Source organism: Vibrio sp. 10N.239.312.C11 (assembly GCF_041466065.1).
GTDB lineage: Bacteria > Pseudomonadota > Gammaproteobacteria > Enterobacterales > Vibrionaceae > Vibrio > Vibrio tasmaniensis_A.
In genome coordinates, this window is the sequence record NZ_JBFSRZ010000036.1 from 26,053 (window position 1) to 49,013 (window position 22,961).

General features: G+C 44.3%; 21 protein-coding genes. 5 read left to right on the forward strand and 16 right to left on the reverse strand.

The features are described 5' to 3' along the window. Positions 1–104: 104 nt before the first annotated feature. The gene (sixA, locus tag AB6D07_RS15430) at positions 105–569 is read right to left on the reverse strand and encodes a phosphohistidine phosphatase SixA (protein WP_012603460.1); all 465 of its coding nucleotides are present in this window, start codon (positions 567–569) and stop codon (positions 105–107) included. Positions 570–873: 304 nt separating this feature from the next. On the opposite strand from sixA, the gene AB6D07_RS15435 reads away from it, so the two are divergent. Beyond that, positions 874–3,651 (forward strand): insulinase family protein, encoded by a 2,778-nt coding sequence (locus AB6D07_RS15435; RefSeq protein ID WP_017104015.1) that lies wholly within the window; start codon positions 874–876, stop codon positions 3,649–3,651. Between the two features lie 316 nt (positions 3,652–3,967). On the opposite strand, the gene fadJ is transcribed toward AB6D07_RS15435, so the two are convergent. Both fadJ and fadI read right to left on the reverse strand, forming a co-directional pair. Further along, on the reverse strand, positions 3,968–6,214 hold the full coding sequence (gene fadJ, locus AB6D07_RS15440) for a fatty acid oxidation complex subunit alpha FadJ (protein ID WP_017104014.1): 2,247 nt from the start codon (positions 6,212–6,214) through the stop codon (positions 3,968–3,970). After that, complete coding sequence (fadI, locus tag AB6D07_RS15445; RefSeq protein WP_017104013.1) at positions 6,214–7,521, reverse strand: acetyl-CoA C-acyltransferase FadI; 1,308 nt, start codon at positions 7,519–7,521, stop codon at positions 6,214–6,216. Before fadI ends, fadJ begins: the two co-directional genes overlap by 1 nt. A gap of 559 nt (positions 7,522–8,080) precedes the next feature. On the opposite strand from fadI, the gene AB6D07_RS15450 reads away from it, so the two are divergent. The 4 genes from AB6D07_RS15450 to AB6D07_RS15465 all read left to right on the forward strand — a co-directional run bounded on the left by AB6D07_RS15450 (position 8,081) and on the right by AB6D07_RS15465 (position 12,487). Continuing rightward, positions 8,081–8,629, forward strand: coding sequence for a sigma-70 family RNA polymerase sigma factor (locus tag AB6D07_RS15450; RefSeq protein ID WP_029223118.1), 549 nt, complete (start codon positions 8,081–8,083; stop codon positions 8,627–8,629). After that, positions 8,622–9,350 carry a DUF3379 domain-containing protein gene (locus tag AB6D07_RS15455; RefSeq protein ID WP_017104011.1) on the forward strand — a complete coding sequence of 243 codons (729 nt, stop codon included), beginning with the start codon at positions 8,622–8,624 and terminating at the stop codon, positions 9,348–9,350. Before AB6D07_RS15450 ends, AB6D07_RS15455 begins: the two co-directional genes overlap by 8 nt. Positions 9,351–9,647: 297 nt before the next feature. Next, positions 9,648–10,916 carry an outer membrane protein transport protein gene (locus AB6D07_RS15460; RefSeq protein ID WP_017099182.1) on the forward strand — a complete coding sequence of 423 codons (1,269 nt, stop codon included), beginning with the start codon at positions 9,648–9,650 and terminating at the stop codon, positions 10,914–10,916. 296 nt (positions 10,917–11,212) lie between these two features. Next, positions 11,213–12,487 carry an outer membrane protein transport protein gene (locus AB6D07_RS15465; protein WP_029223117.1) on the forward strand — a complete coding sequence of 425 codons (1,275 nt, stop codon included), beginning with the start codon at positions 11,213–11,215 and terminating at the stop codon, positions 12,485–12,487. A gap of 122 nt (positions 12,488–12,609) precedes the next feature. On the opposite strand, the gene AB6D07_RS15470 is transcribed toward AB6D07_RS15465, so the two are convergent. The 13 genes from AB6D07_RS15470 to AB6D07_RS15530 form a co-directional block, all read right to left on the reverse strand. Beyond that, positions 12,610–13,395: a VacJ family lipoprotein gene (locus tag AB6D07_RS15470; protein WP_009848519.1), complete on the reverse strand. Its 786-nt coding sequence runs from the start codon at positions 13,393–13,395 to the stop codon at positions 12,610–12,612. A 118-nt stretch (positions 13,396–13,513) separates the two neighbouring features. Further along, positions 13,514–14,734, reverse strand: a complete 1,221-nt coding sequence (gene ccmI / locus AB6D07_RS15475; protein WP_012603452.1) for a c-type cytochrome biogenesis protein CcmI — start codon at positions 14,732–14,734, stop codon at positions 13,514–13,516. After that, the gene (locus tag AB6D07_RS15480; RefSeq protein ID WP_009848521.1) at positions 14,734–15,222 is read right to left on the reverse strand and encodes a cytochrome c-type biogenesis protein; all 489 of its coding nucleotides are present in this window, start codon (positions 15,220–15,222) and stop codon (positions 14,734–14,736) included. The genes ccmI and AB6D07_RS15480 overlap by 1 nt, the downstream gene beginning before the upstream one ends. Further along, positions 15,219–15,770: a DsbE family thiol:disulfide interchange protein gene (locus tag AB6D07_RS15485; RefSeq protein WP_009848522.1), complete on the reverse strand. Its 552-nt coding sequence runs from the start codon at positions 15,768–15,770 to the stop codon at positions 15,219–15,221. The genes AB6D07_RS15480 and AB6D07_RS15485 overlap by 4 nt, the downstream gene beginning before the upstream one ends. Positions 15,771–15,775: 5 nt before the next feature. Beyond that, on the reverse strand, positions 15,776–17,746 hold the full coding sequence (locus tag AB6D07_RS15490; RefSeq protein WP_017104009.1) for a heme lyase CcmF/NrfE family subunit: 1,971 nt from the start codon (positions 17,744–17,746) through the stop codon (positions 15,776–15,778). Beyond that, the gene (ccmE, locus tag AB6D07_RS15495) at positions 17,743–18,225 is read right to left on the reverse strand and encodes a cytochrome c maturation protein CcmE (protein WP_009848524.1); all 483 of its coding nucleotides are present in this window, start codon (positions 18,223–18,225) and stop codon (positions 17,743–17,745) included. The genes AB6D07_RS15490 and ccmE overlap by 4 nt, the downstream gene beginning before the upstream one ends. Further along, complete coding sequence (gene ccmD, locus AB6D07_RS15500) at positions 18,222–18,428, reverse strand: heme exporter protein CcmD (RefSeq protein WP_009848525.1); 207 nt, start codon at positions 18,426–18,428, stop codon at positions 18,222–18,224. Before ccmD ends, ccmE begins: the two co-directional genes overlap by 4 nt. Positions 18,429–18,442: 14 nt before the next feature. After that, complete coding sequence (locus AB6D07_RS15505) at positions 18,443–19,183, reverse strand: heme ABC transporter permease (protein ID WP_009848526.1); 741 nt, start codon at positions 19,181–19,183, stop codon at positions 18,443–18,445. Positions 19,184–19,357: 174 nt separating this feature from the next. Further along, positions 19,358–20,026, reverse strand: a complete 669-nt coding sequence (ccmB, locus tag AB6D07_RS15510; RefSeq protein WP_009848527.1) for a heme exporter protein CcmB — start codon at positions 20,024–20,026, stop codon at positions 19,358–19,360. A 1-nt stretch (position 20,027) separates the two neighbouring features. Continuing rightward, a complete protein-coding gene (ccmA, locus tag AB6D07_RS15515; protein ID WP_009848528.1) occupies positions 20,028–20,645 on the reverse strand; it encodes a cytochrome c biogenesis heme-transporting ATPase CcmA in 618 nt (205 codons plus the stop codon). A gap of 278 nt (positions 20,646–20,923) precedes the next feature. After that, entirely contained in the window at positions 20,924–21,436 is a 513-nt protein-coding gene (locus AB6D07_RS15520; protein ID WP_009848529.1) for a DUF2802 domain-containing protein, read from the reverse strand. Then, positions 21,436–21,930 carry a chemotaxis protein CheW gene (locus AB6D07_RS15525; RefSeq protein ID WP_009848530.1) on the reverse strand — a complete coding sequence of 165 codons (495 nt, stop codon included), beginning with the start codon at positions 21,928–21,930 and terminating at the stop codon, positions 21,436–21,438. Before AB6D07_RS15525 ends, AB6D07_RS15520 begins: the two co-directional genes overlap by 1 nt. Positions 21,931–22,000: 70 nt before the next feature. Beyond that, a partial coding sequence (locus AB6D07_RS15530) for a chemotaxis protein CheW (protein ID WP_371692852.1) occupies positions 22,001–22,961 on the reverse strand: 961 nt, incomplete at its 5' end.

Sequence of the window (22,961 nt, forward strand, 5' to 3'; positions counted from 1 at the left end):
GTCCAGCATCTTATCGTTAGGTAAAAATAGTCCGTTAGAAACAACAAAGGGCATCTCAATAATCATGAGGTGCCCTTTTATTTATCTTGAGAAAACGGTCTCAGCTATGGATTAATGTTCCAAAGCAACTCGCCTTTTTGTTTTTCAAGGTCGAATTCAATACACGCTAGCCCTGAGGTTGGGAACATAGGTGGCGCCATGCCCGTCGCAAATTCAGCCGTTAAATAGCCCACTAGAGGTAAATGAGAAACAAATAAAATGGTCTCTAGCTTTTCTACTTCAGCCATTGCTATGGTCAAATCAAACACATCGTCAGACATTCCGTAAGGCGTAATGTCATCACAGGTTTCTACTTTCTTTCCAGAAAACGCTTGAGAGATTTCTAACCACGTTTCTTGTGCCCTCAAGTATGGGCTCACAAGCACTTTATCGAACTGGCTAAACCCTTGCTCATTTGCAGCTTGAGCTACCGCAAGAGACGCCATTTTACCGCGCTTCGTTAACGCACGTTCTGCATCCGAGTTAGCAAAATGTTCTGCTTCACCGTGGCGCATTATGAATATTTTCATGTTCAGTCCTGTCTACGTAACATTTCGAAAGTCGATATATCCCATATCAGCGATACGCTACTTAGCGTTTGGCTCTCAAACTAGAGAAACCGCAGTCTATATAAATAATTATATCAAGTCACTTGCTAAAGAGTTCGACTTTCTTAACAATCTTATTAAAAGAAAATAAATCACTGATAAAAATCGATAAAAGTGATTTAGAAGTCGCCAAAAAGCACTTCATATCCCAAAATATGATCGCGAGGTTTGCACCTTAAATCATCGCGTACATAATTTAAAAACCACCTTCTCTGGAGATGCATCTGTGCATTTAAGCCCTAATGATGAACATCAATACCGTTACGTAACATTAGATAACGGGTTGAGAGTACTGTTAGTTCACGATCAGAACGCTCAAAAAGCTGCAGCCGCACTCGCCGTTAATGTCGGGCATTTTGATGACCCTACAGACCGAGAGGGTTTAGCTCACTACTTAGAGCATATGCTATTTTTGGGAACTGAAAAGTATCCAAAGGTCGGAGAGTTCCAAAGTTTTATCAGCCAGCATGGCGGTAGCAACAACGCTTGGACAGGAACCGAACACACCTGCTTCTTTTTTGATGTTGAATTGAATGCCTTTGAAAATGCACTCGATCGCTTCAGCCAATTTTTTACTGCCCCCCTGTTCAACGAAGAAGCCTTAGACAAAGAACGTCAAGCCGTTGATTCAGAGTATAAAATGAAACTCAACGACGACTCGCGGCGCTTGTACCAAGTGACCAAAGAGCTGGTGAATAACAATCACCCATTCTCGAAGTTTTCTGTCGGTAATATCGATACGTTGGGTGACCGAAACGGCGAGACGATTCGACAAGAGATCTTGGCTTTCCACCAGCAGCAGTACTCTTCAGACTTAATGACATTGACACTGTCTGGCAATCAATCATTAGACGAGATGCAAAGTTGGGTTGAGGAGCGTTTTAGCTCGATTACCAACCACAAACTACAAGGCAAGAAGGTTGAAGTACCGATTGTTGGCGAATTAAGCACGGGGGTACAAGTACACGTAAAACCGATCAAAGAAGTGCGCAAACTTATCTTAACCTTCCCAATGCCAAGCATGGATGAACACTACGGTATTAAACCATTATCGTTCTTTGCACACCTTATCGGTTACGAAGGCGAAGGCAGTTTGATGATGCAACTCAAAGAGAAAGGCTGGATTACTTCCCTCTCGGCCGGTGGCGGCGCAAGTGGCAGTAACTATCGTGATTTCACAGTCAGTTGCTCATTAACCATCGAAGGTTTAACCAAAACCGATAACATCATCCAAGCGGTGTTTCAGTACATTAAGTTGATTGAACAACAAGGTATTGAAGAGTGGCGTTACCTCGAAAAACGGGCTGTTTTGGAATCAGCCTTCCGCTTTCAAGAGCCCTCAAGACCACTTGATGTCGTCAGCCATCTCGTTATCAACATGCAGCATTACCGAGAGCAAGATGTGGTGTATGGCGATTACAAAATGTCGCACTTCGACGAAGAGTTACAACGTTCTCTGCTTCCTTACTTAACCGTCGACAACATGCGGGTCACCGTTGTTGCTCAAGGGTTCGAATATGACAGAGAAGCGAAATGGTACTTTACGCCCTATTCGCTCACACCATTTAGCGCTGAGCAAATTCAATGCTTTACATGCATCAACCCCGGCTGGCAGTTTGAGCTCCCAAGCAAAAACCCGTTTATTTGCTACGACTTAGACCCTGCTGAACTCGAAGGTAACGCTAAGCACCCACAACTGTTAGAAGAGCTGGACGGCTTTAAGTTATGGCACCTCCAAGACCATCAATTTAGAGTTCCTAAAGGTGTGGTGTATATCGCTATAGATAGCCCACACTCAGTTGCCACCCCGAGAAACATCGTTAAAACACGCTTGTGTGTAGAGATGTTCTTAGACTCGCTTGAAAAAGATACGTATCAAGCTGAGATTGCTGGCATGGGCTACAACATGTATACCCATCAAGGTGGTGTCACACTTACTCTGTCTGGATTTAGCGAAAAACAGCCACAGCTGCTCAATATGATTCTTGAACGTTTCCAAGCACGCGACTTTAGTTCAACACGATTCGAAACGATTAAGCATCAATTGCTCAGAAACTGGAATAACGCATCGCAAGACCGTCCTATCTCGCAGCTATTCAATGCGATGACGGGAATCTTACAGCCAAATAACCCGCCCTATTCCGTTTTAATTGAAGCGCTGGAAACAATAGAAGTCGACGAGCTTTCTTCTTTTGTTCAAGCTATTTTGGCCGAACTGCATGTCGAAATGTTTGTGTATGGTGACTGGAAAAAAGCCGATGCGAACAAGATGGCTGAAACGCTAAAAGATGCATTGCGTGTTCAAGATCAGGCTTACGAAGAGTCACTGCGCCCTTTAATCATGCTGGGTGATAACGGTAGTTTCCAACGCGAAGTGGTGTGTAATCAAGATGATTCAGCCATCGTGGTTTACTACCAATGTTCAGATATATCACCTACAAATATTGCGCTGTATTCATTGGCCAACCACTTGATGTCAGCCACTTTCTTCCACGAGATTCGTACCAAGCAGCAGCTAGGTTATATGGTCGGCACTGGTAATATGCCGCTTAACCGACACCCAGGTATTGTGTTGTATGTGCAATCGCCTAATGCAGCCCCTGCAGATCTGTTGGCTTCAATAGACGAGTTCCTCAATGCCTTTTACATGGTATTGCTAGAGCTTAACGACTATCAATGGCACAGCAGTAAACGCGGTCTTTGGAATCAAATTTCAACGCCAGATACCACCTTGCGTGGTCGCGCTCAACGCTTATGGGTTGCGATAGGCAATAAGGATTTGGAATTCAATCAGAGGGATCGCGTGTTAGAAGAGCTCAAAGGTCTGACTCGCTCAGACATGATGCGCTTTGTAGTTAGCCAACTAAAACCTCGTACAGCGAATCGTCTGATTATGCATGCCCACGGCAATGCTCATAATGAAGAAGAGAAGTTGTCGGCAGGTGTTGAGATAGGCTCAATTGATGAGTTTCAGTTGCGTCCTAAAGACTGTGAGCTTGGTTAGTCGTTCTTAGTAAAAAGATCAGAAGGTTGATGTGAAAGCATCAACCTTTTTTATTGAATGCAGCACAAGAGCAGATCTCCTATTACGCTCCTTCGTCGCTTTAGGAGATGACGGTAGTTTGATTGAGGTGTGTTGACCACCTTCCTAATCAACACAAGAGCTTACTTGTTACATCTCTATCGTCATTCCCGAGAAGGAGGAGCGACTGAATCGGGAATCTCCTGCCTCTCGAATACTCCCATAAAAATGAAGCCCGCATCAATTGCTTGATACGGGCTTTATAATCAAAGTGCTAGAAAATTACTAATAGAAATAGTTACTTGTAGAAAGACTCATCTAACCCAGCACGTGTCAGTAGGCCATCGCATGGCGCAAAACGATCACCGTACTTCTTAGCGAAGTCGTTCATCATTTCGACCAATGACTTAATACCCACTTGATCCATATAACGGAACGGACCACCTAGGAATGGCGGGAAACCGATACCGAAAATAGCACCAATATCGCCATCTCGCGGGCTACGGATAATGCCATCATCCAAACAACGAACCGCTTCGTTGAGCATCGGTAACACACAACGCATTACGATGTCGTTATCGCTTAGCTTAGGTTCAGGTTGCAGCTTAAGCAGTTTGTAAACTGACTTATCGACTTCCTTCTTCTTACCTTTGTAAGTGTAGAAACCTTTGCCACTCTTACGGCCTTTACGGTTGTCATTCAAAAGAATGTCGAACACATCAGGGCCTTGGAAACGTTCGCCTAATTCATTAACTAGAATCGGGATGATCTTCGCACCGATATCAACACCGACTTCGTCTAACAAAGTAATTGGGCCAACCGGGAAACCAAAGTCCAGCAACGTGCTGTCGAGCTTTTCAATCGGCTCATTTGCCAATAACAGATGCGCAGCTTCATTCATGTATGGAGCAAGAATACGGTTTACGTAGAAGCCAGCCGTATCTTTAACAACAATCGGTGTTTTACCTTGCTTCTTCGCTAATGCAACAACCGTCGAAATCGTCTCTTCTGACGTTGTTTCATGAGGAATAACTTCAACCAGTGGCATTTTTTCTGCTGGGCTGAAGTAGTGAAGACCGACTACGTTTTCTGGTCGCTGCGCCTTCTCTGCAATCTTATGGATTGGCAGTGAAGACGTGTTGGTCGCAAAGATAGTCTCTGACTTGGCATTGGCTTCAATGTCTGCAACCATTGATTGCTTAAGGTCGAGATCTTCAAATACCGCTTCAATCACAACATCAGTATGGTTAAAGCTTGTAAAGTCGATACCACCAGAAAGCTGAAGCATCTTACTTTCAAGGCCAGCTCGGCTCAGAATACGACGTTTACGCTGCTTATCGAACAACTTGTAGTTGTAGTTAAGCGCATTGAGCACACCTTCATTAGATACATCTTTAATACGAACCGGTACTTTCGCTTTAGCAACACTGACGTGGCTGATACCAGCGCCCATTAGACCGCCACCTAGCACACCAACACGCTTAACCGCTTTCGGTTCTGCGTCTGCTCCGTGTTCTTTTTTCATTTCAGTCGTTGCAAAGAAAATCGAACGAAGGGCTTTAGATTCGGAAGTCATTACCAGTTCAGAGAAACGCTTCGCTTCGTACTGAAGACCTTTATCAAAGCCGTTCTCTAAGCCATAACGAATCACATCAAGAATCGCATCAGCGGCTGGGTAATTACCGCGTGTTTTCTGATTGGTCTTCTTTGAAGCCTGTTCAAAAATAACCTTGCGACCAAGACCCGTACGTGAAATTAGTTTTTCTTTGGCCGAAGCTTGGCTTTTAGACGCCAAGCGCTTACCTTTTTTCCCGCCTGAGTTCTTTTCAACAAAGCTCTTAGCCACTTCCAGCAAGATAGTTTCTGGCACACAAGCATCCACGACACCTAGCGATTTCGCTTTTTTAGCGCGCAGTTGCTTACCCGTAAGAATAAGGTCAAGAGAAGGCAGTAAACCGATAAGACGAGGAAGACGTTGCGTACCACCAGATCCTGGTAACAGACCAAGTTGGACTTCTGGCAGACCTAAGCGAGTCTTATCTGAATCAGTACATACGCGGTAATCACACGATAGTGCCAGCTCTAAGCCACCACCTAAACATGGGCCGTGAATCGCTGCAACAACAGGATAAGGCAAATCAGAAAGCGCTTGGAACATCTCTTGCCCCTGACGAGCGAGAGATTGTGCTTCATCAGCCGTTTTGCAGGCATCAAGCATTCGAACATCAGCGCCAGCAATAAAATTATCTGGCTTCAATGAATGAACGATTAAGCCTTTAACTCGGCTTTGCTTTTCCTTCAACTGCTCGAAGATTGCTTTCATTTCTTCGGCAAACGCCGCTTGTAGCGTGTTCATTTTTTCGTTTGGTACATCGATCGCAAGCCATGCAATATCTTGGTCATCGATAGTTAAAGAAAACGCGGTCGCCAGTTTTACGGCTTCATCGTTTGAAACCGTCTTGTCACTTTTAGATACAGTCACTGGCTTTGAATCCGTTTTTTTGACTGCTTTCTTTTCTTTTTTCACATCAAGAGTCGTAGACATTATTCCACCTCCAAGATCATTGCTGCACCTAAGCCACCAGCCGCACAAGCAGTATTCAATGCTAGGCCACCACCACGACGTTTAAGTTCACGCAGTGTTTGAGTCATCATACGCGAGCCAGTCGCTGCAAACGGGTGTCCGTAAGCAATTGAGCTACCCAGCACGTTGAACTTCTCCATATCAATCTCACCGATCGCTTTGTCACGGCCAAGATTCTTCTGAGCAAATTCATCGCTTGCGAACATTTTGACGTTAGCCAGAACTTGAGCTGCAAACGCTTCGTGCATCTCGATAAGTGTTAGGTCTGATAATTCTAGTCCTGTGTTCTTCAATACTTGAGAGGTCGCGTACGTCGGCCCCATCAGCATATCCGTTTCAACACCAATCGCTGAGAACGCGTAACCACGAATGTAACCAAGCACTTCTAAGCCTAGCTCTTTCGCTTTTCCTTCGCGCATCAACATCACTGCGGCACCGCCATCGGTAAGAGGCGTGGCATTGGCTGCCGTTACACTGCCGTATTGTCTGTCGAATGCAGGGCGCAATTTAGCGTAACCTTCAACCGTCGAGTCGTGGCGAATGTTGTTGTCTTCTGCTAGGTACTTTTTATAAGGCGCGGGGAATGCCGTCATCACTTCGTCTTTAATCTTGCCTTCTTTCCATGCTTGAGAAGCCAAAGAGTGAGAACGGTGAGCAAGTGCATCTTGAGCTTCGCGAGTAATACCATGTGTCTTAGCCATCTGCTCAGCAGTTTGTCCCATAGACAAACCTGTCGAGTATTCTGCGACTGCTGGTGGTACTGGCATCAAATCTTTGACTGAAAATGTTTTAAGAATCTTCAGTTTTTGACCTATGGTTTTCGTTTTACTCAGTGCTAATAAGTTCGCCGCTAACTTTTTCGAAACACCGATTGGCAATACAGAAGAAGAATCCGCGCCGCCCGCAATACCAACATCAATCGTGCCAGCCATAATGCTCTCGGTCACGTTGACTGCAGCTTGGAAGCTAGTCGCACATGCTCGCGTCACACTGTAGGCATCAGTATTAATGTCCATACCTGTACCCAGCACGATTTCACGTGCAATGTTCGGTGCTTCTGGCATTTGCACTACTTGGCCGAACACGACTTGTTCGATAAGCGCAGGATCGACATCAGTTCTTGCAAGCATTTCGCTCACCACCATTTTGCCTAGGTCAACCGCAGGCACTTGGCTAAATTCTGTGCTCTGACGAGCGAATGGGGTTCGTAGTCCAGCGACAACGGCAACACGTTCTCCAGAACGCGTTTTGACTTCCTGTTTGCCCATGGTTTCTCCTTAAGGTTAAGAGGTCTGACCTGAAGTATTGTAAACAAGTTGTTAATTAAATCAAACAGGCGTTTAAATAAACGTGATACGAGTATCCCACTGCTTGAAAATCTAACTGAACATTCAGGCGAACCTTTTTGAGGGAAAGGTTGTCGTAAGATACTAAACTATTGCAAGCAAAGCTGTTATCGCTATGTAAGGGATGTTTTTCTTAAGGCAAAAAAAAACCACACAAAACTGTGTGGTCGGAATGTATATAAAGCAATTAACTTAACGCCAATTGAAATAATCAGTTTCCTGATTAGGAGAAAGTAAAGTCAGCCTTCAAAAGGAAGTGTCGTCTTGCTCAACATGCTAGCCACGAATGACTAACTAGACGACAAGGTGTACTATAGCGTTTTCGAGGGCTTAAATTTTGAAGTAGATCAATTTTAATGTGATTTTACGACTTCCTGCCGACGTTAGCCCTAAAAACGAAACAGCATATATAACGAAGCACAACGTATAGAAGACAGCTATACGCAGAGCAATTATGGAGGCTCGTGTGTCAATAATAAAAATGTTTGGAAAGAAAACAGCCAAGCGTCCGGTCAACTCTGATATGGACAAACAAAGAAAATACGAAGCACTCGTGCGCGCCTATCATCGTGACCTCTTTCGCTATGCCTATTGGCTATGCAAAGACAAAAGCATTGCCGAAGATTTAGTTCAAGAAACCTGCCTTCGTGCATGGAAGTCACTCGATAGCCTACAAGATGAAAAAGCCGCAAAGTCATGGCTGATTACTATCTTGCGCCGCGAGAATGCTCGACGTTTTGAACGGAAACAATTTGATCTAGTTGATATCGACGATCATGGTAACGATGCTAGCATCAGTGATGACCCACATCATCAACACCAATGGTTGCAAGCGCAGATCATGAAACTTGAAGTCGAATACCGTGAACCCCTCTTCTTACAAGTGATTGGTGGTTTTAGTGGTGATGAGATCGCCGATATTCTCGATCTTAACAAAAATACGGTGATGACACGTTTATTCAGAGCTCGAAATCAGTTGAAAGAGATGCTGGATACAGAAGAGGCAGAGAGGGGGCAACATAATGGATGATTTGGAATTTCGTCGTCGTGTATTGTCGGAACCTAAGCAACGTACACAAGACATTATTGATGCAGCAGCGAATAGTGAAGCCAATAGTAATTTCTTAGACGATGTACTATCGCTTGATAAACAGATCCATTCAGCATTGAATGTGGATGTACCAGACGATCTGGCAGATCGTATCCTGTTCAATCAGACCTCAAGCGAAGAGAGCAAAGTAGTAAGGCCTACGTTTGCTCGACGAGCGATGGCAATGGCTGCTTCTGTGGCATTTGTTGCAGGTTTATTGGTTGGTCAAGTCAACTGGGGCAACGCGTTGGTATCTCCAGCTCAAGCAAGCTTGGCGGATACTGCAATGAAACATGTTGTTGATGAAAAGAGCTTCGTTAGTGCACTTGATGAAAATGTATCATCTCAACAAATCAACGCAAAAATGAACCCGTTTGCTTTTCAGTTTGATGAAGCCTTCCCTTACCACGTCTATTACCTGAACCACTGTGGTTTTGGCAAATCCAACGCAATGCACATGGTTTTCCAAGGCGAAAAAGGCAAAGTCACGCTGTTTTTAACTGGCATTCCGACTGACAAGTCTATCGACTTTGATGAAAAAGGCATGTCAGGCTCGGTAACACCGATCGATGGCAGCAGTTTGATCCTTGTAGGGGAAGATGGCGAGGATGTCTCTAAAATCGCCGAAAAGCTGACAAAAATGATCAAACCAATGAGCTAATTTGCTCTCAAAGCCCCGTAACAAAAGGCCCAGCAAGTATACTACTGATATTGCTGGGCTTTGTTTATCAATAATCCAAAAAACCATTCACCACACCAATGCCTCTAGAGTTAAAACTCTAAAAAACAGCATTTCTCTCCATTTTCGTGCCAGATAGGCGTCATTTCCATAATTTTACCCTCAAAATTTCCAATGGTCGGATTTGTATATCGTATACTTCCGAATAGGATCAGCCACCATTGAGCAATTGCTCAAATTAATCGCCCTGTAGAGGCGGATATATAAAGGAATAAATGAATGACTACCAACAACACGCGTCTGTTTAAAAAGTCTCTTTTAGCAGTAACAATTACACTGGCGTCTTCGCAAGCGATGGCAGCAGGTTTCCAACTTAACGCACAATCAGCAACCGGCATCGGCCGTGCTTTTGCTGGTGATGCAGTAATCGCAGATAACGCGTCAGTAATGGCACGTAACCCTGCAGCAATGGCACTATTTGATAAAACTGAGCTATCTCTTGGTTTTGAAAGCATCACTTCAATGATTGAAGTCAACGACGTTAACTACGTTGGTGGCAAAGTTCCGGTAAATAATACTGATGATGTAGGTGACACATCAATCGCGCCTAACATCCACCTTATCGTTCCAGTAAATGATAAATTTGCTTGGGGTATCAATGCCTACTCAAACTTCGGTACTAAAACAGAGTTTGACGACAACTACCCGGCAGCTGAATACGGTGGCTTAACGGATGTTAAGAGCGTCAACTTTGGTCTTGCAGGTTCTTACCGACTAGACGACCAATGGAGCTTCGGTGCAGGTTTAGACCTTATTTATGGTCAAGGTACGATGAAACGTACCGCTGGTGCTGGTTTTGGTAAAGGAAATCCATCTAAGGGAATTCCACCGGCAGGCACCTCTTTATTAAACGTCGACAAAGCTGATGGTTGGGCTGTTGGTTTTAATGTTGGTACCGTTTACGAATTAGATGAAAACAACCGTTTTGGTCTAGCGTACCGTTATAGCCCTGAAATCACCGCTAAAGATGACAAGGGCCAAGAAATCACGCTACCACTACCAGACATCGCTGAATTCTCTGGTTTCCACAAAATTGAAGATACTAAGTTCGCAGTTCACTACTCTGTGCAGTGGATCGGCTGGGGTGACTTCGACCAGATCGAATTTAGAAACTTAGATCTAGCAACATCACCAGTTGGTGGGGCAAATGGTAGCTACAATAAAGAATACAAATGGCAAGATGGTTGGCACTACGCAATTGGTGGTACTTACTACCTAAACGATACATGGACACTACGTACCGGTTACATGTATGACACCAGTGCGCAAGACGAACTGACATCTATCTCTGTTCCGGATTCAGACCGTCAGTGGTTCTCTGCTGGTTTCACTTACCACATTGACACTGCTTCAAACGTAGACTTCGGCTTTACATACTTGTTAGGTGACGATGTGAAGGTTTCAGAAACCTCTTCAGGTACACCACTAACAGCGACGACACATGCTGATGCAATCCTATTAGGTCTTCAGTACAGCCGCAGCTTCTAATATAAAGTTAGCTATAACCCCAAAGGGTCGCATTGTGCGACCCTTTTTTGTTTTCCTAAACCACTGACCAACCTAAATTTAAGCTTACAACTGTAGCCTGCAGAGCAAATATACAGCTACAGGTGTACGCTCAAACTTCGCAACACAGCCGAAACATTTAGATGATTTCTCTAATAATTAAACACATTTGCTCATTTAATCCCTAAAACACTGTTTTATTCGAATTTCATTTTTAAAGTAATAACTCTAAAAGTAGAATCACGCCACTAAATACTTATGATTCAGTGAACATAATAATGAAAATGAATAAAACTCTTCTATCTGCTGCAGTGGCAGTAGGATTACTTTCGACTTCTACCGTAACTAACGCGGCAGGTTTTCAACTAGCAGAATACTCAGCAACAGGCTTAGGTCGTGCTTACGCTGGTGAAGCAGCAATGGCTGACGGTGCAGACACGCAATGGCGTAACCCTGCTATGCTGACTTACCTAGAAGGCACACAGGTTTCTGTTGGTGGTATCTACGTAGACCCAAACATTGATATTGAAGGGACTTCTACAACTCCGCGCGGTAAAACAACATCTAACTCTAGTGACTTCGCGCACAGTGCTTTTATTCCAAACTTTTATGCTTCTCATAAGTACAATGACAAATTTGCGTTAGGCTTTGCCGCTGGTACTAACTACGGCATGGCTACGGACCTGGGTAAAGACTTCGGCGGTGCAAACCATGGTAACGAAGCAAGTGTGACTACTATGGAGCTGAACTTGAACGCTGCATATCAAGTACTAGAGAGTGTTTCTATTGGTGGTGGCGTACGTTACATCATGGCTGAAGGTAGCTTTGGTGCAGTATCAACTAAAAACTCTCTTATTCCAGTGAAGTCTGGTACCTCTTTGAAATACATGGAAGGTGATGACACGGCATGGGGTTGGCAAGTTGGTACCGCTTGGGACATTAATGAAGACAACCGCCTTGGCTTTACCTACAAATCAGAAGTTGACCTGACTTTAGAAGGCTATGCAAAAGGCTTTGGTTTCAACCCAACAAAACCAGAAGCACACAAAAGTGGTTCAATGGACCTCGCTCTTCCGGCAACAGCTGAACTTGCTAGCTTCCACCAGCTGACAGACACTGTAGCGGTTCACGCAAGTATTAACTGGACGAACTGGAGCAGCTTTAAAGAACTTGTTGCTGATTTCCCTGGCGAGAAAAGCGTAGAGATCAAGCAAGAGAACTGGGAAGACAACTACCGTTTTGCAATCGGTACGACTTATCAAATGACACCTAAATTAGCACTGCGTTCTGGTATTGCCTACGATACTTCAGCGGTAAGCGAAGAACACCGTACTGCGACGATCCCAGAAACAGACCGCACTTGGTTAAGTATTGGTGCGGGCTACCAATGGTCTGAGCAGCTAACTCTGGATGCTGGCTTCACTTACATTCTAGCGAAAGACGCGAAAATGCATGAAAAAGATCCAAAAGCAGATTACTTTGGTGGTAGCTTCGAAGGCGAAGTGACAGGCAGCATCTGGTTAGTCGGTATCCAAGCTAACTACCGCTTCTAGACTAGTTACCTAATTATCTACTTACCTTCTTACCGAAAGGTAGAAAAGTAGAAAACATTAAAAAGGCTCGATGTTGAATTAACATCGAGCCTTTCTCTTATCTGCTTATCTAAGCTTTGTATTTAGTAATCTTCGAGATACTCATCAATGAAATCTTCCTCCTCAAGATCAACCTCTTCTGGCTCGATCTCAGCTTTAAAATCTTGACGTTGGATGTAAATATCACGAGTCAAAGCATATGGATCTGGAGAGTCATCTAATAAGGCTTCTTGCGAGGCCAACTGAGCACGTGTTTCCATACCTTCAAAGGCCCACTTCCCTAACTTTGCCCAAAAGGTAAACAGAGACAAAGGTACATATAAGCTATCCACTTGCTCTGTTACTTGTCGGGTCGTCACAGGGCCATATCCCGGCAGCATAAAATACGGTCCATTCCCTACCCCATAATGACCAATCGCATCAGAAAACGACTTTTCGTCATATTTGGTGATCCCCGCTTCGCTAGCAATATCAATCAGACCAAGAAGACCAAAGGTAGAGTTAATCCAAAAACGATTGAAATGATCAAGCGCTTTCCCACCATTACCCATAATGAGATTGTTGAGCATACTTGATGGCTCATCTAAGTTGGCTAAAAAATTGGAAATACCAGAGCGAATTGGTACAGGGGTATAGTCAACATAGGCAAGAGAAACAGGTCGAACCAAATAAGGGTCGAGATACTCGTAGTTGATATCCCACATCGCTCGGTTGAAACCTTCAAAAGGGTCGTTCGGATGGGACTCTTCGACATATTCAGAGGTTTCGAGGTTATCACCGCCATTGCTTTCATCTGGTACGCTCGAACAACCTACCGTTAAGCTTGCGATGAAGAGTAAACTCGAAAGTCTTAAAACACTGATAGACATATCACCTTTTCCATAAGGAATAATAAAAAAGGCCAGCAATCGCTGGCCTCAATTGGTTGCGTAAGTCTATACCGTTTTTTAATAAATCGGAATAGCTAACACCTATGCAAAGTAATGATTAATATTGCTTATTGATATCAATGGTAACTGGGGCACCCAGTTCAACCACTTCACTTTCACCGTACCAATCACCGTCTCGAGTTGAAACGTTACCATCTGTATCAAGCCTAGCTCTAACCATTAGAGTTTCAAGGCTGGACAACTTCTGCCCTTCCAACATGCTGTTGCCATCATCAAGAACGACAGTACGAGGGAAAGTTCCTAGCGGATAACGAGCCGCAGCAATCGGCATTGGTGAGCCGTCAGCTCTGTGCACTGATACAACTAACACTGAACTAGGGGCAGCATTCACATCACCAGATAACTCAAGCGTTACAGCAACAGTTTTACCTTGGTCAACGCCCATAGCATTGCCCATTTTCTTCTGCGCACTTTCAATACTGCGCGATAACATTTCATAGCGACTGTCTTGTGGACCAATCATCTGTTGCATGATGCTCCAGTACTTAACAGCACCTGGGTAGTCTTGACGCTCAAACGCATCAAACGCTAGCAACGAGAACACACGAAGATCAACATAGTCGTTTTGAATCAAACGGCTCAAAATTAAACGAGCTTGGTTTTGATCCGCATCATCAGGTGAAAGCATCAATGCTTGTGCATAACCTAGCTGAACATCTTCATTCTTTGGCTCAAGCTTGTAAGCTCTTTGCATCGAATCTTTCGCAGTTTCCGCGTCGCGGTTAGCCAATGCAATACGACCTAATAGTAACCAACCTGTCGAATCTTTTGGTTGATAGTGCAGACGAGTACGAAGTGCCAGAGTCAAATCTTCTAGTTCATCATCCGTTAATGCACCACCTTCCGATGACATTAGCTTTTTAGACAACTCAGGAAGGTTTGAACTCACTTCTTGCCAGTGTTGGACTTTATCCAGAGCACCAAACTGAAAGTACATACCATATGTAACAACCACGACTAGGACAATAGATGGTACTACGACGCCCAATGTTGAGATTTGGGTCTTCTTCATCTCTTTCTGCGCAGGTACATCATCAAGTAGAGACTGTTTCAAATCAGCGATCAGCTCTTGTTGGTTATCAACAAGACCTTCTTCTGCTTCCACTTCGAGCTCAACGAGACGATCTTTATAGAATGCTTTGTTCAACTCGTCGCGAAGCATTTCATCATTGTTCGCCTTCTTATTAATGAAGGGCAGAACAATTAAGAAAATTGCTGCTAGCGAAAGGATAATGGTAGAAATCCAAAATAGAGTCATTACTTCTTATCTCCGTCGTTCTCTTCATCGAGTAACGCTTTTAAACGAGCTTCTTTGTCTGCATCCCAGTCTTTATCTGACTCTACTGCTTTCGACTTTGACTTTCGGCTTCGTAAAATGATCAAACCGAAACCAAACACGACTACCGCAAACGGACCAACCCAAAGGATTGATGTGGCTAATGTGAGTGGCGGGTTGTAAGTAACAAAGTTACCGTAGCGAGCAATCATGTAATCAATGATGTCTTGCTTCGACTTGCCATCTTTTGTCATTTCATACACTTTTTGGCGTAAATCAACCGCAAGCTCTGCGTTCGAATCACCAATGGTGTTGTTCTGACATTTAGGACAACGCAGCGTGTTGCTTAGCTCTTTGAACTGCTGTTCTTGATCAACGGTATCAAATTCATGGAATTCGATAGGCGCAGCAGAAACAGTCGCCGAAATAGCAAATGTAGCGAATAGAGCAATCAGTGTCTTCTTAATCATTTCGCTTCCTCCAACAACTCTTGGTACATCGGCTCAAGCGTCGATGCCCAGTTAGTTGGGTTCACGTCACCAACATGGCGGTAACGAACTACGCCGTTAGCATCAATGAGGAAAGTCTCTGGAGCGCCATACACACCAAGGTCAAGACCTAGCATGCCGTTACCATCGAATAAGCTGATCAAGTATGGATTGCCCAGCTCTTTTAACCAACCTACCGCTTTATTGCGATCATCTTTGTAGTTAAGGCCAATAATCTTAACGCCTTGACCCGCTAACTTATTCAAGTAAGAGTGCTCTGCATAACAAGTAGGACACCAAGTCGCCCACACATTTAGAAGCAGTGGCTCACCTTTAAAGATAGCTTGATCATGGAACTTACCCGGTTGCTCTAAGTCTTCTAAACCGAACTCAGGTACTGGCTTACCAATCAATACCGATTCAAGTTTAGTCGGGTCATCACCCGACTGGTTACGCATCAATTGAGTCGCAAAGATTCCAGCTAGAACCATGAACGCAATCAATGGAATGAATAAAATCTTCTTGTTCATTCGAATTAAGCCTCCTGCTCTTTAGTAGACTTTTTCGTTGGCTTACGGAAGCGGTAACGACGGTCACTGATAGCAATAACACCACCAATCGACATAATCAGAGAACCAGCCCAGATCCAACGTACAAATGGTTTGTAGTAGATACGCACAGCCCAAGATTTATTGTCGTCTAAACGCTCACCCATTGCGATGTAAAGGTCGCGCGTTACGCCACGATCAATCGCCGCTTCTGTCATCATCGACTTAGCGGTTGTGTAGAAACGTTTTTCAGCGTGAAGCGTGTTGATGTATTTGCCTTCTTTGGTAATTTCAAAGTCAGCAATGTAACCATCGTAGTTAGGGCCATCTTTGTCACGAACTCCTGTAAACAGGAAGCTGTACTCTTCAAGTTGGTAGCTTTCACCTGGTGCTAAGCGTACGTCACGTTCGATGCTGTAGTTTTGCACCATCGCAATACCAATCACTGTCACGGCCAAACCAATGTGACCACACATCATCGCCCAGTGGCTACGAGGTAGCTTAGTCAGGCCTTTCAGGAATGTATGACGGTGTGTCGCACGTTCATGAAGCTCAAAGCCATGCATGAAGATAATCCAGTATGCCATTACCCAACCGGCAAAAGCGGTACCGCTGAAACGGTCAGCCAGCATGGTCACCATTAGCACACTTAAGCCCAATGAGAATGCACCTGAGATCATCATAGGTTTAACGAGCTTAGATAGGTTGTCACGTTTCCAACGGATCAGAGGACCGATACCAAGTAAGAACGAGAACGGGATCATTAACCAGAAGAACAACATATCAAAGAATGGTGCACCGATAGATACCGAGCCCAAGCCTAACTGTTTGTGAACTAATGGCAGTAGCGTACCGACTAACACAACGACAAGCGCAGCAATCAATAGGATGTTATTGCCGAGTAGCGCGTTTTCACGAGAAACCAAATCGAAGTTACCACGTACACGAACCGATGCGCCTTTAACAGCAAACAACAACAGTGAACCACCGATAACAAACACTAAGAAACCTAGAATAAACATACCACGGGCAGGATCCGACGCGAATGCGTGAACCGATACCAAGATGCCCGAACGAACTAAGAATGTACCTAGTAAGCTTAGTGAAAATGCAGAGATAGCCAGCAAGACTGTCCAAGCTTTAAACGTGCCACGCTTTTCTGTAACCGCTAGTGAGTGCATCAGTGCAGTACCAGCTAACCAAGGCATGAATGAAGCGTTTTCTACTGGATCCCAGAACCACCAGCCACCCCAGCCAAGTTCGTAGTAAGCCCACCATGAACCTAGAGCGATACCTACTGTTAGGAATAACCAAGCAGCGATTGTCCAAGGACGAGACCAACGAGCCCATGCCGTATCTAAACGACCGCTCATTAGAGAAGCGATTGCAAAAGAGAACGCTACCGAGAAACCTACATAACCCATGTAAAGCATTGGCGGGTGAATAATCAAACCCGGATCTTGCAGTAGTGGGTTCAAGTCACGGCCATCAACAGGGAAGAAAGGCAATGTACGTAAAAACGGGTTAGACGTTACGATAATGAACAGCAAGAAGCCGACAGTAATCAAACCCATAATCGCCAGTACGCGAGCCACAGACTCTTGAGGCATACCACGACTAAACGTTGCAACTGCTACCGTCCAACCCGCTTGGATTAGAACCCAAAGCAGTAGTGAGCCTTCATGAGCCCCCCAAACCGCGGTAATTCGGTAGTACCAAGGCAGTTGGCTATTCGAGTTACTTGCTACGTATTGAATCGTAAAATCATTTGTGTAGAACGCGTAACACAAGATAAAGAACGAAATCGCTAGGAATCCGAACATACCCCACGACAGCGGTCGTGCACTGTTCATCAATAATGTGTTATTTCGAGCGGCTCCATACAGTGGGAGCACGCTTAGCAGCAGTGCAAGTCCCAAAGACAGGATCATCGCAAAATGGCCGATCTCGGCTATCATTGAGCATTTCCTTCTTTTTGTTCAGTCGTGTATTGCAAAGGCTCATGAGTTTTCTTCATTGCTTCAGCAACTTCAGAAGGCATATATTCTTCATCGTGCTTTGCCAACACCTCAAACGCTTCAATTGTCGTTGCATCCTTAAGGACACCTTGAGCAACAATACCTTGGCCTTCACGGAAAAGATCAGGAAGGATGCCATCATATAGAATCGTCACTTTAGGGCCTACATCAGCCAAATCGAAGCTTACACGCAATGATTCATTGTCACGGCTTACAGAGCCGACTACAACCATGCCACCAATACGTAAGCGTTGACCCACTTCAGGTTTTTTACCATCTTTGCCGTTGACGAGCTCAGTTGGCGTGTAGAACAGATCCATGTTCTGGTTAAGTGCATAAACCATCAATCCAACAGTTGCACTGATACCAAAAAAGATCGCTAAGATAATGCCTAGCCTCTTTTTGCGTCTTGGGTTCATAGAGTGTTCTCCATATTTTTTGCTGCATCAATACGAGCTTGACGGTCAATCTTAGCTTGTACTTCATTTAATAATTGCTTACCACGACGAACGCTTACGACCAGTAAAATGATCATCGCGAGGAATGTGATTCCAAATGCACTCCATACATATGAGGCGTAGCCACCCATGGCAAAGAAATCACTCAGAGATTCAAAATACATAATTACCTACCCTACTACGCTTTATTAGCCGCTAGCTTGCGAACCCATGGACGGTGACTCTCTTTACTGATGATTTCGTTTCTAAAACGAACCATAGTCACAGCACCAAAGAAAAAGGCAAAACCGAAGATGTTAAGAAGAAGCGGCCATAGCATGTCACTTGAAATAGAAGGCTTATCAAACTTAGTAATTGTTGCGCCTTGGTGAAGTGTATTCCACCACTCTACTGAAAAGTGAATGATAGGTAGGTTGATGACACCAACGATGGCCAAAATGCCTGCCGCTTTGGCTGCTGTTTTTTGGTCGTCAAACGCGTGGTGCAGTGCAATAACACCCAAATATAGGAATAGAAGAATCAGCTCTGAGGTTAAACGTGCATCCCAAACCCACCAAGCACCCCACATTGGTTTACCCCAAACAGCGCCAGTTAGTAACGCAATAAAGGTAAATACAGCACCGATAGGCGCCATAGCCAACGCAGCCATGTCTGACAGCCTTACCTGCCATACCAAACCGATAAAGGCAGCAATTGCCATCGACATGTATACACCCATAGACCAGATTGCAGACGGAACATGGATATAGATAATTCGGAAGCTATCGCCTTGCTGGTAATCAGAAGGCGCAAATGCAAGCCCCCATACAGTACCGGCGGATAGGCACAATAGCGCTAGGATCGAAAACCATGGCAGAAGTTTACCAGCAAGCTGATAAGAGGTTTCTGCTTTGGCGTAGGGATGGAGCCATTTCCACATGTTGTAATCTCACTCTTACTTCATATTGCTTACAGCTATCACAGCTATAATTATTATAATTTATTTGGCTTACTGCTTCTTTCAGTGACTCTAGGAGTTTGAAGGCTTTAAATAGTTCACTTTGAACATGCAAAGTGCTGGTGAGTGCTTAGTTAATCTTAACCAGGTAATTAACTAGTTAACACTCACTCTCAGTGCTGCACTGATGGCAAATGGGGTGAGCGTCATCGCGCCCATCAACATTGCCCCTAACACCGCCAATTGTCCGTTATACGCAACGCCTAGCGCTGCGGCATCAATCGCTGATGTAGCAAATATAAGAATTGGGATATACAACGGCAAAATAAGCAGACTTAACAGCACACCACCTTTTTGTAACCCAACCGTTAAAGCCACACCAATCGCACCAATAAAGCTTAATGCTGGCGTACCTACCGATAACGTTAAGACTACCGATAACCAAGTATCGAAATCCAAGGATAGCAGTACCGCCAACAACGGACTGATCAATATTAATGGTAACCCTGTCAATAACCAGTGCGCTATGACCTTGGACAAGACTACCAACTGCAACGGGATGGGCATCAACATCATCTGCTCAAGCGCGCCATCTTGAAAATCATCACGAAACAAACGCTCTAAAGAGAGCAATGCAGAAAGCAAAGCCGCTACCCAAACAATACCTGCAGCAATACGTGCAAGTAGGTTTGGCTCAGGGCCGATACTCAATGGGAAAAGGGTGATGACAATAATAAAAAACCACAGAGGGTTAAAGATATCGGCTTGGCGACGAAATGCGATCAATAGCTCACGTCGGATGATCGTTGTCATTGAAGAGATCATATTACTCACCCAACTTTATTTTTCTTAGTTTCGGGCTATCAGCAAACATATCTTGGTGTGTGGTTAATAACACAATGCCACCGTTATCTGCATGCTGAGAAAAAAGAGACTCCAAAACCTTAACACCCTGCTTGTCTATTGCAGTCAGCGGTTCGTCTAGAATCCATAACATTTGCTTACTCAACCAAAGACGAGCCAATGCCACACGACGCTGTTGCCCCGCTGAAAGTTGCCCTGCTGGTACGTCTTCTCTACCAGCAAGCCCCACTTGAGCCAATGCATTGTAAAGTTCTTCCTTACTCGTTCCACTGCTGTGAATCGATTGATAGAAGCTCAGATTTTCATAGGCACTGAGCTCGCGTTTCACGCCAGTTTGGTGACCAAGAAAAAGCAAATTTTGGTGATACATATCTCGATTCGACTCAATAGATTCACCATCCCAAGAGATAGTGCCGTCATCGCGGTCGCCTAGCCCAGTGATAATCCTAAGGAGTGTCGTTTTCCCAGTACCGTTACGACCTTCAACTTGAACCAGTTCGCCGGGTTTCAATTGAAAAGACAACGATTCAAACAGAACCCTGTCGTCACGAATAGCAGTTAAATTTGAGACTTCTAGCATAGGTAAATTTAGTCGAGTAATGAGAGGGCTATAGTAGCACACCAATAAGGTGACAAAACAGGACTAGGCGTTTTCGAAAGAACAAACTCCGTAAGAAACTGTTACCACCGCATCACAATTTACACATTTTCATCAACAAACAAGATATTGCATTAGATACAAACACTTATAAACATCGTTCTATATAGGTATAACAGGCACAAAAAAAGAAGCCGAAGCTTCTTTTAAGAGGTGTGCGTGATGAACATCAATTGCACATTACGCAGTAAGCGCTAAATTTAACGACGTCGAGTCGGGTCTCTACGATCACGAGAGGATGCAGGTTGTTCATCATACGATGAAGGATTACTTCTTAACGAAGGGATTTTTTCCTTACCTGCGAGCTTATTCTGCAGAGACATCATCAGCTCAGCTTCTGCCTTAGGTAATTCACACTCTTCGATCAGTTCGTTTATCCCAGCCCCAAGCTGAACCATTTTAGTTGCACGTGTATACAAACGCCCATCGGTGTCCGCATGTTCCAACTCAACAATACGTTCATTCAAGTGTTTTATCAGATCTTGCTGTTCCGTCACTTTCTGACCAAGGCCAACCACAACAGAGCGAACTTCAAGTAATTGCTTACTCGATTTTTGAAGCTCTTTATCCAAGTTACGAACTTGCAGGCGTGACGTATCGATCTGCTTTTGAATTGCACTTTTTACTTTGCTAATCAAAATCACGATGAATAACGTAAAAACCCCAACTCCGACTATCAGAGCAATAGGGTTTAAAGGAAGCGCTTCAAACATTACAGGTGAGCCATCTCATCCCATTCGTCTTCACTTAACAGCTTGTTCAGATCGACTAAGATAAGAAGCTTGCCATCACGGTTACTAACACCTTGGATGAACTTAGCACTTTCATCAGTACCAACACTTGGTGTCGTGTCGATCTCAGAAGAACGCAGGTAAACAACTTCAGCAACACTATCTACTAAAATGCCAATAACTTGACGCTCAGACTCAATAACGATAATGCGTGTGTTATCTGTGATTTCACCTTGCATCAAACCAAAACGAGAACGAGTGTCAATAACAGTAACAACGTTACCACGCAGGTTGATAATACCTAAAACGTAGTCTGGAGCACCCGGTACTGGAGCAATCTCGCTGTAACGCAATACTTCACGTACTTGCATTACATTGATGCCGTAAGTTTCTTCTTCTAGTTGAAATGTCACCCATTGAAGTACTTCATCATTTGTTTGATCTTTTCTTACTTCAACTTCACTCATATGAGACATAGATAATCCTCTTGCCGTCGTTACCGACCACTGTTGTTAACTTGATGCTTATATTGTACCAATCGTAGTACTAGCCCAATGCTTTTACGTCTAGCCCTGCATTTAGCATGGCGGTTAATGCTTCAACATGGATCAAAGCACACATTTTTTCTTTTACCATACCAGCGAGCCATGGCCGTTTCCCTGCCGTTTCTCGCCAGCGTACTTTATCTGTATTAAGCAGCTCGGTACCTTTAAGCTCTGTGCTCGCAAGCCCCCACAAGCTTTCGCCAAGCATGACTATATATTGATAATTTTCTTTATAATCATCACATAATAGCTTTTCAGGCATCACCCATTTGGCGGTATCAACCACGTCTAGCTTACTATCTCGATTAGTTTGCAACCCCAAATACCAAGCAGGTTTGCCAATAATATGACTTAACTCTTCGAGGCGATGAATACCCCCGAGCTCATCAAGTGGCACAGCAAACGTCACACCGTTCACATCAAAATACAGCACTTGAAAATCTTCAGTTCTAGCCGTCGTTTCCCATGATGTAAACTGACCAGCTCCACCAGCTTGAGTTTCAAGTTCGGTAAATGGCTCAATTTGAGGAGATTCAAGATCGGGTTCAGTAGCCTTAACTTCTACTTGCTCCGTCTCCAGCGATTCAGCTTGTAACTCTTCAATTTGCTGCGATTCAACAGGTGGCTCTACAGCAATTGATAAATCAGGTTCTGGAAGATCCCAATCTTGAATTTCAGGATCTACAGACACTTGAACAGACTCTACTGCAGCGTCAAACATTTGCATGTCTGCCTGCTGAGCAATTTGCTGTGTGTTCCGATCCATCAACTCATCTAGATTCAGCTCATCGACAACATTAGTCGCTTCTAAACGACTCAGAAGTTTCTGAACATCCTCAAGATTCGGCACTTCAAATTCTGCAGCGCGTATTTCGGCGTAGCTTGAATAATGACTTGTCGTTAATTGTGGCTCTGGCTCTGGCTCTGGCTCTGGCTCTGGCTCTGGCTCTGGCTCTGGCTCT